The sequence below is a fragment of the Actinophytocola oryzae genome (assembly GCF_004364325.1).
Classification (GTDB): domain Bacteria; phylum Actinomycetota; class Actinomycetes; order Mycobacteriales; family Pseudonocardiaceae; genus Actinophytocola; species Actinophytocola oryzae.
The window spans coordinates 758,144-771,355 of the sequence record NZ_SOCP01000002.1 but is presented as its reverse complement, the minus strand read 5'-3'; the positions used below and the strand labels follow the sequence as shown (position 1 = coordinate 771,355).

Below are 13,212 nucleotides of genomic sequence, written 5' to 3'. Positions count from 1 at the left end.
AAGGTAGGTTGTACCTGAACGGGCGGCCGGATTCCCGGAGGTGGCAAGTACGTGCAATTTCGCGTACTCGGGCCGTTGGAGGTGTGCGACCGGAGCGCGGTGGTCGACCTCGGGCCGCCGAGGACGCGGGTGGTGTGCGGTCTCCTGCTGGTGCGACCCGGTGACCTCGTGGCGATCGAGCGGTTCGTGGACGAGCTGTGGCCCCGGCAGCCGCCTCGCGAGGCACGGGCGCTGGTCCGCGGCTACGTTTCGCGGCTGCGCCACGCACTGCGCACCGCGCCGGGTGGCGCCGACCGGGTGGTGACGCGCAAGCCCGGCTACCTGCTGCGGGTGCGGGACCAGGAGCTGGACCTGCACCGGTTCGAGGGACTTGTCACTCAGGCACGAGCGGCCCGCGACCTCGGGGACCCCCGGCGTGCCGCCGACCTGTTCCGTGCGGCACACGACCTGTGGCGGGGTGAGCCGTTCGCCGACGTGCCCCACACCGCGAGCATCGCCGCCACGGCCACCTGGCTGACCGAACAACGGCTCGCCACCAGGGAGGAGTGGTTCGACGCCGCGCTCGCGGCCGGGCAGGCCGAGGAGGTCGTCACCGACCTGACCGAGCTCACCTCGGCACACCCGCTGCGAGAACGCCTCGCCGGTCAGCTCATGCTCGCCCTGTACCGGTGTGGCCGCCAGGCCGAGGCACTCGAGCAGTACCGGCGGATCTACCGCGTGCTCGGCGAGGAGGTGGGGGTCGAGCCGGGTGCCGAGCTACTGCGGCTGCACCACCGAATCCTCGACGCCGACCCCGCCCTGCACGCCACCGCACCGGTCGCCGCCGCCGCGCGCACCCCCCGCCAGCTCCCCCGCGACCTACCGACGCTCGTCGGCCGGGACAGTGAGCTGGCCGAGCTGACGGCACGGCTCGACACCGGCACCCCGGTGGTGGTCCTCCACGGCGCACCGGGGGTCGGCAAGTCCGCGCTGGCCATCCGCGCCGCGCACCTGTCGGCCTTCCGCTTCCCGGACGGACAGCTGCACGTCAACCTCCGTGGCGCCACCCCGGCCGTGTCACCGCTGTCCTCGGCCGAGGCACTGCACCAGCTGCTGCGTGCACTGGGGATCACCGAGGTACCGGGTGACCCCGACGAGGCCGCCGCGCTGCTGCGGACCGTGGCGGCCGGGCGGCGGTCGCTCGTCGTGCTGGACAACGCCGCCACCGCCGCACAGGTGCGACTACTGCTCCCCGGCTGCACGGTGCTGATCACCAGCCGAACCCGGCTCGAGGCGTTGGAGGGCGCCATCTACCTCCACGTCGGCCCCCTCAGCCCGACCGCCGCCACCGCGATGCTCGACGGTCTGGTCTCCGACGGCAGGCCGAACGCCGAACCCGAGGCGATACGCAGGCTGGCGGAGCTGTGCGGACACCTGCCGCTGGGACTGCACGTGGCCGCGGCCCGGCTCAACGCGCGGCCGAGCAGACGCGTGCTCGACCTGGTCGAGCGGCTCGCCGACGAGCGCGACCGGCTCACCGAGCTGGCCGCGGGCGACGTCGCGGTGCGCACCAGCCTCGCGGTCAGCCACACCGCCCTGAACGACAGCGACAACCCGACCGACCGGAGCGCGGCGTGGGCCCTGTGCCTGTTCGGCCTGCTCCCGGTCACCGAGGTCGACCTCGACCTGGCGGCCGCGGTACTCGACACGACGCCCCCGGCGGCCGACCGGATCGTCGAGCGGCTCCTGAACGCGCACCTGGTGGAGGAGACCGCGCCGCACCGGTTCCACATGCACGACCTGACGCGGCTGTTCGCCAACGAGCTGGGCGCGGCCCTCGTCCCCGAGGAGCGGCAACGCGCTGCCCTCACCCGGCTGCTGAACCACTACCTGTCCACGACGGGCCACGCCAACGCGCTCGTGTACCCGCACCGGGCGCACCACCCCGCACCCGAGGTCACGACACCGCCCAAACCTCTCACCGACTCGGAACAGGCGCTGCGGTGGCTGGACGAGCAGCGCCGCAACGTGATCGCGGTCGTCAGGCGGTCGTGGGACGGCCCGCCGGAGCACGCGCGTCTCGGCGTCGCGCTCGCCCTGGCCCTGCACTGGTACCTGCTCTCCGGCGGCAACGACCCGCGGGACACGATCGCCTTCCAGGAGGAGGCCGTCGCGGCGGCCGAGCGCCTCGGCGACCGCCGTTCGCAGGCCTACGCACACGGCAACCTCTCCGGGAACCTGCGCCACATCGGGGAGCTGGACCGCGCGTGCGCCCACGGGGCCGCCGAGCTGGCGATCTGCCGCGAGCTCGGCGACCGCTTCGGCGAACAGCGGGCGCTCGGCAACCTCGGCCACACCCACCTGCTCGCCCGCCGCCCGGACGAGGCCATCTCCTGCCTGGAGCGACAGCTGGCGATCGCCCGCGAGATCGACGCCCCCATCGGCCAGGCGTTCGCGCTGGTGAACCTCGGCAAGGCCCATCACCAGCTCGGCCGCTCCGAGGACGCCATCGGCATGATCGAGGTCGGTCTCGCCTGGTACGAGGAGATCGGCGACCACTACCGGCAGTGCGACGCACACGAGGTGCTGGCGAGGATCCACCTCGACCTCGGTCGGTACGACCGCGCCGTGGACCTCATGACCCGCACCCTCGACGACGTCCACCGGATCGGGTACCGCTTCGGCGAGATCTGGGCGCTCACCGTGCTGGCACAGGCACACCGCCTGTCCGGAAACAGGGAAAAGGCACGCCACTACGCCGAGAAGGCAATCGCGAACAGCGACGACCTCCGCGGCACCCAGGCCAGAACGGAAGCACTGGCCGAATACTCACTGCTGACGAGCGGGGCGTGACCGAAAACGGTCACGCCCCGCCTTTCCTACGTTCTTCGGCAGCACGGGTTGTCGCCGGCGATCACGACGACCGACTGGTCAGCGACCGCGGCCGCCGTGACGGGAACCGCCAACACCAGAACGAGCAGGACATCGATCAGAAAAATGATTCTTGGCCTGTTCACCGATTCTCTCCTCATGGCCGGAACTGTTGTGCCACGACCATGCCCACGACCGATTCACCCACACTTCACCGTCGGTCAACTCACCCGATCAACCGTGAAAGAACCCAGAATGTACTGGGCATTCCTCCGGCGCGGCCCCGGTGGAGGCGGCCGAGCCTGCCGTTGCGGCAGGCGAGGACTGGCCGGGTTCGGTGAACTCGCGGCAGGAACCGGCCGTGTTCTCATCGAGGACCGGTAGACCTCTTGGGGGAGGGCATCGTGTATTTCCGAGTTCTGGGCCCTGTCGAGCTGAACGGCGAGGGCGGCGAGCGGGTGGAGATCCCGGCTCTGATGCAACGCCGCCTGCTCACCGCGCTGCTGTTGCGCGCGAACACGTGGGTGAGCGCCGACTACCTGGTCGAGACGTTGTGGCCGGAAAGATCACCGAGGTCGACGGCCAACAACGTGCGGACCTACATCCACCACCTGCGCACGGTGGTGCCGCGGTACGAAGGGCTGACACGCATCGAGAGCCGCCGGGGCGGTGACTACCGGCTGAGGCTCGATCGCCACGAATGCGACGCGACCGTGTTCGAGGATCGGGTCTCGGACGCGAACGGGGCTCCCGCCGCCGCGGTGGACCAGCTCACGGCGGCGCTGGAGCTGTGGCGCGGCAACCCCTACGAGCCGCTGGCCGGCGCCGAGGTCGAGGCGGAGGCGGAGCGGCTCCGCGCGATGTTGTGGCACGCCAGGTACAGCCTGGCCGAGGCGCTGCTCGCGACGAACCGCGCGGACGACGCGATCACCCTCCTGCGGCCGCTGACCGCCGAGGATCCCCTGCGCGAGAGGACATGGGAGTACCTGCTTCGGGCCCTTGCCGAGGACGGGCGTTGGGCCGAGGTGCTGGTGACGTTCCAGCGCGTCCGCGAGGTGTTGGCCGAGGAGCTGGGCATCGAGCCCGGCCCGGAGCTGCGACACCTGCACCAGCTGGCGTTGCATGCCAACGAGGAGCGTCGGAAGCCACGCGGCGTCCCGGTCGCCTCCGGCCGGGAGCCGGATCAGGCCGACGCCCTGGTGGCACCGCCGCGAGCCGGGCGGACGGGAATCCACCGGACGCGGCGACGGAGGTGGCCGGCGCTGCTGGCGTCGGCTGCCGCACTGGCCGCGACCGTGTACGTCGTCGATCCACTGCACCTGAGCACGCCGGAACTCACCTTCCTCACCCCGAACTCCGGCCAGGTCCTGCACGGAACCGTCACGCTCCGGGTCGACGTGAGCAATCCAGCCAGAGTCGAGCAGGTCGACTTCCACTGGCTCACCTCACGCTGCCCCGGGGGTGGTCCCAAATTCTACATCGGCCGGGACGAGACGCCGAACGCCGACGGTGAGTACGAGATCACCTTCGACACGCGGCGGGCGTCCAACGGCTGTGTGGACTTCGGCGCGGTCGCCCTCGACCGGGACGACGAGCACATCCTCTACCCCGAGGGCGGCAAGTACGTGGTGACCACCATCGACAACTGAGGTGCCTGGTGGTGGGGGCGAACCCACCACCAGGTGTGCGCTCAGTACGGCCAGCCCGGCACGTTCAGGCGGATGCTGTAGAGCCCGAAGTTGCCCGTGTTGCCACCGGTGGACGGCGTTCCCGACGTGATGAAGAGGGTTTTCCCGTCCGGGCCGCCGAAGGCGACGTTGGTCGTGTTCCGCCCGGCCGAGATCGTGCCGAGGGACTGGCCTGACGAGGAGAGGACGTTGACCTTCCCGTCGTTGTAGGTGGCCTGGTAGACGTTCCCCGCGCAGTCGACCGTGCCGCCGTCCGATCCGTTCAACGACGCGAAGTCACTGCGCGTGCCGGTGCTGCCGTCCGCGTTGACGGGATACCGGTAGACCTTCCCGGTACCGTTTCCGCCCACGTACAGGGTTCTGCCGTCAGGTGACAGCTCGATCCCGTTCGGCTCGCGGATGGTGTCGTCGATCAGCGTGACGACGCCACCGCTGACCCGGAACACCCCTGTCCTGCCGGACATCTGGTCCGGGCGGTTCGCGCGCTGGAAGTCCGGGTCGGTGAAGTACACCGTCCCGGTCGCGCCGATCGTCAGGTCGTTCGGCGAGTTGAACAGGCGGCCCTGGTGGTTCGCCGCGACCGTGGTCCGCTGTCTCGTCGTCAGGTCGTACGACGAGACACTGCGCTGGTCGTGGGTAGCGGCGAGGACGGACTTCCCGTCACGGCTGATCGCCAGCCCGTTGCCGCCCGCGTTCGCGATGAACGTCTCGAACGCGCCCGTCGCCGGGGTGTAGCGCAGGATGTCCGACGGCTGGACGTTCTGGCTGCCCGTGCCGTCACGCATGTTCGACAGCAACAGGGTCTGGGTCGCCGCGTCCCAGGTGGGGCCCTCCAGGAAGTTGAACCCGTCCCTGACCTTGGTCGCGGTCGACGTCGGCGACGGCAGCGGGTTGCCGAACGGCCCCTGCGGACAGGGGCCGTTCGGCGGCTCCTGCGTCGGGACCGGCAGCGTCCACTGCTGGTTCGCACCCGTCGAGCACGACCAGATCTGCAGCGGGGTGCCGTTGGCGCTGGACACACCCGTCGCGTCGAGGCACTTGCCCGACCCGGCGTTGACCAGTCGGCCCGCGTCGGCGGTCCAGCGCTGCGCGCCGGTGCCGTTGCAGTCGTAGAGCTGCACCGCGGCACCGTTCGCGGTCGACGCTGCGGCCACGTCGAGGCACTTGCCCAACGCCGAGATCGAGCCGTCGTCGCGCACGGACCACTGCTGGGCCGTGCCGCCGCCACACGTCCACAGCTGAACCCGTGTGCCGTTGGCGTTGCTGCCGCCTGTCACGTCGACACACTTGCCGCCGATGCCGGTGATCGTCCCGTTGGCCGCCGCGGCGGCGGCGCCGGTGACGGCGAGACCCGAGAGGGCCACCGCCGTCACCGCCACCGCGAACACCCGGCGTGTCAGCCGGTTCGTCATGCCGGCACCGTCCACCTCTGGTTGGCGCCGCCGGTGCAGGTCCAGATCTGCAGCTTGGCGCCGTCGGCCGTGTTGTTGTCCTTCACGTCGAGACACTTGTTGGCACCGACATTGACCAGGCCGCCGGACGAGGAGTACGTCCATCTCTGGTTCGCGCCTGCGAAACAGTCCCACAGCTGCACGGCCGCGCCGTCCGCCGTGCTGTTGCCTGTCACGTCGAGGCACTTGCCGAGGCCGCGGACCGTGCCGTCGGTGGCGAGCGTCCACTGCTGGTTGGGGCCGGACGAGCACGTCCACAGCTGCGGCAGGTTGCCGTTGGTCGTCGAACCGTTCGTGACGTCCAGGCACTTGCCGCCGAGGCCGGTGATGGGACCGGTCCGGCCGGGCGGCGGGGTGGTGCCGCCCGAACCCGGCCAGGTGAAGGTCGCCATCGCGCCGCCTGGCAGGTTGTAGCCGAACGACTGGCCGCCGAAGGAGACCTGGAAGTTCTGCGTGCCACCGCTGTTGACGGCGACGAGCACGATCGTCCCGTCCGGGTTGCGGAACGCGACGTTCTGGATGCCGCCCTCGCCGTAGCCGGTGGAGTCGATCCGGACCGCCCCGGGCTGGACGAACTTGCTGAGGTGGCCGAGGACGTAGTACTCGGCGTTGTAGGTGACGTTCCCGCCGTTGGTGGTCACGACGCCCATGCAGTTCCCACAGCTGCCGATGACCGGGCCGTGGTTCGCGTCGAGTGCCATGTTCCAGATCGTCACGGTCCTGGCCCAGTTGCGGGTGGCACCGATCGCGAGGTTGATCCCCTGCCACCGCAGCGAGTCCCGGAAGGTGCTCGCGTCGTCACCCGAGGACGTGCCGGAGCACTCGGTGAAGAAGATCTCCTTGCTCGGCTGCGCGTTGTGCACTGTGGACTGACCGCTGGGGTTGCCGCCGTAGCAGTGCCACGCCGAGCCGACCACGTTGCTTCCCGCGCTGTTGTTGACGGTCTGCGCGTAGCTCGTGTTGTCCCAGTTGTGGTCGTAGCCGAGGAGCTTGGCGGGAAGGCCCGCCGAACGCAGCTTCGGCGCCAGGTTGTTGATGATGTTGGACTGCTGGCCTGCCGACATCAACATGCCGGGGTAACCGGGCGGGGAGAAGTTCGGCTCGTTCTGCACGCTCATGTAGTTGATCGGGACACCCGCGGCACCGTAGGCCTGGGCGAACTTGACCAGGTAGTCGGCATACGTGCCGACCTGGCTGTCGTTGAGGGAGCCGCCGATCAGGTTGTTGTTCGTCTTCATCCACGCGGGCGCGCTCCACGGAGTGGCCATGATGGACAGCTTCGGGTTCAACGCCTTCGCCTGCTTCACCAGCGGCAGGATGTAGGCGTTGTCGTGCGCGATGGAGAACCGGGACAGGCTCGGGTCGGCCGAACCGTCGTCGTAGGTGTAGAAGCTGCGTGAGAAGTCCGTCGCGCCGATCGGCTGGCGCAGCCAGCTCATGCCGACCCCGCTGCTCGGGTTGAACAGCGCGTTCATGATCTCGTCGCGTCTCGGCGAGTTGAACACGTTCCACGCCGCCGCGTCGGTGAACGAGGCGCCGAAGCCCACCATCGACTGGTAGGTGGAGTTGGGGTTCACGGTGATCACGGGCCCGCTGCCGCCGGACCCGAACGAGACGCCGCCCTGCTGCCGCAGGAGGTTCGACCGGTCGGCGGTGGTGAGCCAGACGTTGGCGGTCGTCGCCGCCATCGCCGGGGTGGCCGGGACGACGACCGCCGCCCCGACGGTGGCCGCGACCGCTGCCACGGCGGCGACCACCCGTCTCCTCGTGAATATCGATGACATGATGCTCCTTGCAGGGTTGGGAGCAATCTCCACACGGCTTGTGGAGAAGTCAGTCGTACAAACGGAGATCGGCGACGCTCCACCAGCTGTCCGCGCCCGAGGTCGACGTGACCCGCAGGAACCGGGCGCTGGTGCGGCGGAGGTCGATGGTGGTGAGCTGGCCGACGCCGGTGCCGGTCGCGAGAGTGCGCCACGTGCTGCCGTTGTCGCTGGCCGACAGTGCCCAGCCACGGGCGTAGTCGCCGAGGTTGCCCCCGCTGTCGACCGCGACCCGGCGGAAGTGCCTGCGTGCGCTCAGATCCACCTGCAGGTACTGGCCCGGCGCCTGCGCGGCCCCACTGGTCCAACGCGTCGAGGCGTCGTCGTCGACGGCGAACGCGGCGTCGACACCGACCGAGGCGGTCGCGCTCCTGGTCGGCACGTAGTCCAGCGTGCTGTCCAGTGCCCGGCTGCGCGGCCAGGTGAACGTGGCCAGCGCGCCGCCGGGCAGGGTGTACTCGAAGGTGCGGTCGCCGACGTTGACGGCGAACGACCGGGGGTCGTCGTTCTCGTTGTGGACGATCAAGGCGGTGGAGCCGTCCGGGTTGCGGAAGGCGACGTCCATGATCTGACCGTTCCAGCCGGTGGTGCCGAAGGAGGTGCTGGCGATGCGGCGGGCGCCCGGCTTCACGAACTTCGACAGGTGCCCGATCGTGTAGTACTCGGCGTCCGTGGTCACCGAGCCGTCCGCCTGCACGGTGACCAGGCCGGTGCACGTGTCGCAGCCGCCGTTGTGCGGGCCGCCGGTACTGTCCAGCGCGATGTTCCAGTTGACCGCGCTGCGTGCCCAGTTGCGGGTGGTGCCGAGGACGACGTTGCGGGCGTGCCAGACCAGGGTGTCGCGGAAGACCTTGTCCGGCGGGTCGGTCGGCCCGTGCGAGCCGGAGCACTCGGTGAACCAGATCCCCTCGTCCGGGAAGGCGTTGTGCAGTGCGGTCTGCGCGCTGGGGTCGCCGTAGTAGCAGTGGTAGGCGGTCCCGGCGATCCAGCGGGCGGCGGGCGAACGCAGGATCTGGTACGGGTAGTCGGTTTCCGTGTCGCCGTCGTTCGGGTGCGTGGCCCAGTTGTGGTCGTAGGCGAGGATCTTCGTGCGTGGGCTGGCGCGGCGGAGCATCGGCCCGAGCGCCGCGATCACCTTCAGCTGCTGGGCGACGGGCATGTCCGTGCCGGGATAGCCTGCCGGGGCGCGGTTCTGCGGTTCGTTCTGCACGGACAGCAGGTCGACCGGCACGCCTGCCTTCGCGTACGCCTGCACGAACTTCACCAGGTAACGTGCGTAGGCGTCGTAGACGGCCGGGTCGTCCCGCAGCTGCCCGCCGACGAGCGAGCCGGTGGTCTTCATCCAGGCGGGCGGGCTCCACGGCGTGGCCATGACCGACAGTGAGGGGTTCAGGCGCCTGGCCTCGCGCAGCAGCGGCAGGATCGCGGCCTTGTCGTGGTCGATGCTGAAGTGCCGCAGGGCGAAGTCGGTCTGGCCCACGGGAACGTCGTCGTAGGTGTAGTGCTGCGCGGACGCGGTGAAGTCGGAGGAGCCGACCGGCTGACGCAGGAAGCTCACGCCGATCCCGCGTACCGGGTCGAACAGCCTGCGCATGGTGTCGGCCCGGGCGGCGGGCGCGAGGCCGGCCAGCACGGTGGCCGACGAGTCGGTGATGGACGCGCCGAACCCGTCGACGGCCTGGTAGCGACGATCCGGGTCGACCACGATCGTCGGCTGGGTCGACGGGGTCGTGCCGAACGTGACGGGCGGGCGTTCGACCATCAGCTCGGCACGGTCGGGCGTGGTCACCCAGACCCGCGCCCGCGGCACGTCCCGGTCGGCGGCGGCCGGCGGGGCGGCCGTGAGACCGAGCAGCAGGACCATGACAGCGATCGTTCTCAACGCCGTCCTCCTAGCACGAGCGCGCCGGATGTAACAGATGGTCGATCGTCATGAAACACGTTCTTTGCATGATGAAACACCGCTGGTTCGGCATCGTCAACCCTGGGGGGCGTCTCGCTATACTGACCAGGTGGAACGCGAGCCTGGTCACCTGAAACAGCGCCATGCCCGATAGCCCGCGCGCGAGTCTCCGCGACATCGCCGCGGACACCGGCGTCTCGGTCGCCACCGTGTCCCGCGTGCTCAACGACCACGTCAACGTGGCCCCGAGGACCCGCGACCTGGTCCTGCAGGCGGTCGAACGACGGAGGCTGCGTGCCGAGGAGCCCGTCAGGACGCGGACCGTCTACGTCCGCTGCCCGTACGTGTTGTCCGACTACTTCGGTCTGATCGTGTCCTCGATCGCGGAGACGCTGAAGCTCCACGGCCTGCGCCTGCTGCTCGACGCGGGCGAGTCCGCCCAGCACAGCGACGCACTCACCGGCCTACCGGACCAGGACGACGTCGACGCGGCGATCCTGCTCCTGCCCCCCGAGGACGGCGACCAACTGGTCACGTTGTCCCGCACGGGTTTCCCGTTCGTCGTGGTCGACCCGCGCACGCCGCCACCACCGGACATCGCCGCGGTGTCCGCCGCACACTTCTCGGGCGCGAGGGCCGTGGCCGACCACCTGATCGCCCTCGGACACCGCGACATCGGCGTGATCGCGGGTCCGGAGGACTGGCTCGCCAGCGACGCCAGGCTCGCAGGCCACCGCGCCGCGCTCGCCCAGGCCGGGATCCTGCTGACCCCCAACCGGCTGCGGCACATCGAACCCACCACCGCGGCGGGCAGACGGGCCGCCGCCGACCTGCTCGACCAGACCCCCCGCCCCACCGCGATCGCCTGCTTCAACGACAAGGTGGCCGTCGGCACCCTGCAGGCCGCCCGCGAACGCGGCCTGAACGTCCCCGCCGACCTGTCGATCGCCGGCTTCGACGACATCGACCTCAGCCAGGCCACCGACCCGCCCCTGACCACCGTGCGACAACCACTGCAGGAGATGGGCCGCATCGCCGTCACCCAACTGATGCGCGTCCTGGACGGCCACCAACCCGAGGCCCTCCACATAGAACTGGCCACGACGCTCGTGGTCCGCGGCTCCACGTCCGTGTGCCCTGGCTGAGGACGAGCCGCGGTCGTCCTGGCCGGCCTTTCTCAGGACGGCTGGTAGCGCGCCGAGCAGCGGACCCAGTCGATGTGGGCGCGAGGGGCCGCGGCGTAGACGCACGCCACCTTGCTCGCCTGCCGGGAGGTGAAGAGGTCCACGCCGAGACGGTCGAACTCCTCTGGCAGCGCGCGGTAGGCGGCGCCGAGGTCGGCCATCCGCTCGACCGTGCGGTCCAGTACCCAGGAAGCGGCCGCGTCGAGGTCGAGGTCCAGCTCGTGGGCCGCGACGATCACGTGGTTGTGCACGTCGCCCGCGGCGTTTTCGCGGGGGTACGAGACCAGGTCGTTGCACCACGCCACGACGTCGTTGCTCGCCTCGGCCAGTTCGGACCAGACGGGTGACCACACCAGGTACTCCGGGAGGTCCACGTTGTACATGTGCTCGATCAGGTTGAACAGGTAGCGGCCGATGGTGCCGCCACGCAGCTCCCGGTACTCCCTGATCGTCGGCACCCTGCGCAGGTCCCGGTTCACCGCCTCGGCGACCGAGGTGGCGCCGATCAGGCGGACGTCCTCGCGGAAACGGGCGCGCCACGCGGGCGTGGTGCCCGTTTCGGTGGCGTGCCACAGTTTCGCGAGGGCGCCCGCATGCCGGCCTTTCGCCTCGCCGCCCAGCAGGACCTGGTCGAACTCGTCGAACATCGCCCGTGCGGCCTCGACGTCGCTGCCGAGACCGGTCTCGTCCAGTGAGTCGTCGACGACCGTGTTCCACAGGATCCACGTGGCGAACAACGCGGCCTTGCGCACCGGCGCGTCGGCGAACGCGTAGGCGGCGAACTCGGCACACCGGATGCTGTTCAGTCTCGCCCATTCGTCGGCGCTGGACGCGTAGCCGAGGTCGAACGCCCAGTCCCGCACCGCGGCCGTGATCGCGTCGACCTCCTTGTGCGACCGGCACGGCGCGGCCAGGGTGTCGACGCGCTCGACGAGCGAGCCGAGCAGGTGCGCGGTCACAGAGGACCGAAGAACCACGTTCCGGGCGCGTCCGGGTCGTCGCCCGTGTAGTACTCGCGGACGGCCGCGACCAGCTCGTCGAGGTCGAGCCTGCCGTCACCGTTGGCGTCGAGCCGCTCGAACGCCGCGTCGATGTGGTCCGGCCCCGTCCCGAACGCCTGCTGCAGCGCGCGGAACTCCTGGTGGGACAACAGACCGTCCTTGTCGGTGTCGCACAGCTCCAGCACCGCGTCCAGCCCCGGGCGGAACGCCGAGTCGAACTTCGGGCCGTCGATGAACGCCGACGTCATGCCGGACCTGAACTCCGACAACGAGATCTGCCCGTCCTGGTCGGCGTCGACCTCCGACCGCAGCGTGTCCCAGACGACGTCGAGCCGGTCGATGATCCGACGGCCCGCCGTCGATGTCGGCGACTCGCCGAACGCCACGAGAATCCGGGCACCCAGACCCATCAGGTCCTCGTGCTCGATCTGCCCGTCGCCGTCGAGGTCCAACTGGTTGAACGCACGGTCGAGCTTGCGTTCCTGCAACTGTGTCGTCACTGTCTCTCCTGTCGTCGGCGAAGACAGTAGAAGCCGCCCGGTCGGCGCGCAGCCCGACGGCGAGGGATTCACCAGGTCGTGTGAAGCGCCGCTTTCTCGACGGCCCCACTGGCAAGCTCGGCGAGCAGCAGTGCTTCCGCGGCACAGGCACGATCGAACTCCGCGAGGTGCACGCTCTCGTCGACACCGTGGGCCCGTGAGCGGTTGTCGGCGCCCGCGCTGGTGACGAGGATCGCCGCCGCCGGGAAGGCGGCGAACTCGGCGCGGACTCGCGACTGGTCTGACAGCTGGTCGCGGCCGGTCGTCGGCTATGCTCGTTTCCGACCGTAGGAAACGGGTCATGACCACTACCAGGTCCTGTCCCATCCACCGGAACACGCGCCGACGCCGAGAAAACGGCCGGCTTGCGAGCGAACGTGCACCCGCACGGGAATCTGCACAGGAACCTTGTCAGAAGACGCCTATCAGGGTCTTTTGGCCCTAGGTGCAGGGTTGTATCCCCGGCGACACTCGGCGAGGCACTTGGCCTCGGTCGCACAACATGGGGGACATCAGCGATGAACGGGAGCGCCTTAACCGACGAGCACTGGTTTCCGGACGGAACCTACGTGTTCGTCGCGGGCGGCCGGTACGACGGGGACCACGGCAGGGTCGTCAGTCGCGCCCCCGACCTGCGCCCCGGGTCGGCCTGGGTGAACTTCAGCCTTTCCGGCACCCACCTCGTCCCGACCTCCCGCCTCGTCGCCTGCGACCTCGAACGCGAGTGCGAGCACAGCCGCTGACCCCACTGGCGCCACAGCGAGCCAACTTGG

General features: G+C 69.9%; 10 protein-coding genes. 4 read left to right on the top strand and 6 right to left on the bottom strand.

From position 1 onward, the window contains the following. Positions 1-51: 51 nt before the first annotated feature. Complete coding sequence (locus CLV71_RS07125) at positions 52-2,832, top strand: AfsR/SARP family transcriptional regulator (RefSeq protein ID WP_133901790.1); 2,781 nt, start codon at positions 52-54, stop codon at positions 2,830-2,832. A 26-nt stretch (positions 2,833-2,858) separates the two neighbouring features. Here the strand turns inward: CLV71_RS07125 and CLV71_RS47515 are convergent, their stop codons facing one another. Then, the gene (locus CLV71_RS47515; RefSeq protein ID WP_166663977.1) at positions 2,859-2,996 is read right to left on the bottom strand and encodes a hypothetical protein; all 138 of its coding nucleotides are present in this window, start codon (positions 2,994-2,996) and stop codon (positions 2,859-2,861) included. Between the two features lie 258 nt (positions 2,997-3,254). Here CLV71_RS47515 and CLV71_RS07120 point away from each other — a divergent pair, with 258 nt between their 5' ends. Next, positions 3,255-4,499, top strand: coding sequence for a BTAD domain-containing putative transcriptional regulator (locus tag CLV71_RS07120; protein ID WP_133901789.1), 1,245 nt, complete (start codon positions 3,255-3,257; stop codon positions 4,497-4,499). 41 nt (positions 4,500-4,540) lie between these two features. Here the strand turns inward: CLV71_RS07120 and CLV71_RS07115 are convergent, their stop codons facing one another. Genes CLV71_RS07115 through CLV71_RS07105 form a run of 3 tightly spaced genes read right to left on the bottom strand, consistent with a single transcriptional unit; the run spans position 4,541 to position 9,694 of the window. Next, positions 4,541-5,950 (bottom strand): SMP-30/gluconolactonase/LRE family protein, encoded by a 1,410-nt coding sequence (locus CLV71_RS07115; RefSeq protein WP_133901788.1) that lies wholly within the window; start codon positions 5,948-5,950, stop codon positions 4,541-4,543. Further along, positions 5,947-7,773: a ricin-type beta-trefoil lectin domain protein gene (locus CLV71_RS07110; protein WP_133901787.1), complete on the bottom strand. Its 1,827-nt coding sequence runs from the start codon at positions 7,771-7,773 to the stop codon at positions 5,947-5,949. The genes CLV71_RS07115 and CLV71_RS07110 overlap by 4 nt, the downstream gene beginning before the upstream one ends. Before the next feature lie 49 nt (positions 7,774-7,822). Further along, on the bottom strand, positions 7,823-9,694 hold the full coding sequence (locus tag CLV71_RS07105) for a discoidin domain-containing protein (RefSeq protein WP_208297419.1): 1,872 nt from the start codon (positions 9,692-9,694) through the stop codon (positions 7,823-7,825). Positions 9,695-9,858: 164 nt separating this feature from the next. Between CLV71_RS07105 and CLV71_RS07100 the strand changes: the two genes are divergently transcribed. Beyond that, on the top strand, positions 9,859-10,860 hold the full coding sequence (locus CLV71_RS07100) for a LacI family DNA-binding transcriptional regulator (RefSeq protein WP_133901786.1): 1,002 nt from the start codon (positions 9,859-9,861) through the stop codon (positions 10,858-10,860). Positions 10,861-10,892: 32 nt separating this feature from the next. On the opposite strand, the gene CLV71_RS07095 is transcribed toward CLV71_RS07100, so the two are convergent. Both CLV71_RS07095 and CLV71_RS07090 read right to left on the bottom strand, forming a co-directional pair. Further along, positions 10,893-11,858, bottom strand: coding sequence for a terpene synthase family protein (locus CLV71_RS07095; RefSeq protein WP_133901785.1), 966 nt, complete (start codon positions 11,856-11,858; stop codon positions 10,893-10,895). Continuing rightward, positions 11,855-12,400 (bottom strand): EF-hand domain-containing protein, encoded by a 546-nt coding sequence (locus CLV71_RS07090; RefSeq protein WP_133901784.1) that lies wholly within the window; start codon positions 12,398-12,400, stop codon positions 11,855-11,857. The genes CLV71_RS07095 and CLV71_RS07090 overlap by 4 nt, the downstream gene beginning before the upstream one ends. 557 nt (positions 12,401-12,957) lie before the next feature. On the opposite strand from CLV71_RS07090, the gene CLV71_RS07080 reads away from it, so the two are divergent. Continuing rightward, positions 12,958-13,182 (top strand): hypothetical protein, encoded by a 225-nt coding sequence (locus CLV71_RS07080; RefSeq protein WP_133901783.1) that lies wholly within the window; start codon positions 12,958-12,960, stop codon positions 13,180-13,182. Positions 13,183-13,212 lie beyond the last annotated feature (30 nt).

Excerpts from the sequence above, each read along its gene's own strand:
- CLV71_RS07115 (WP_133901788.1), bottom strand. The coding sequence starts at position 5,950 with ATGACGAACCGGCTGACACGCCGGGTGTTCGCGGTGGCGGTGACGGCG.
- CLV71_RS07110 (WP_133901787.1), bottom strand. The coding sequence starts at position 7,773 with ATGTCATCGATATTCACGAGGAGACGGGTGGTCGCCGCCGTGGCAGCG.
- CLV71_RS07100 (WP_133901786.1), top strand. The coding sequence starts at position 9,859 with ATGCCCGATAGCCCGCGCGCGAGTCTCCGCGACATCGCCGCGGACACC.
- CLV71_RS07080 (WP_133901783.1), top strand. The coding sequence starts at position 12,958 with ATGAACGGGAGCGCCTTAACCGACGAGCACTGGTTTCCGGACGGAACC.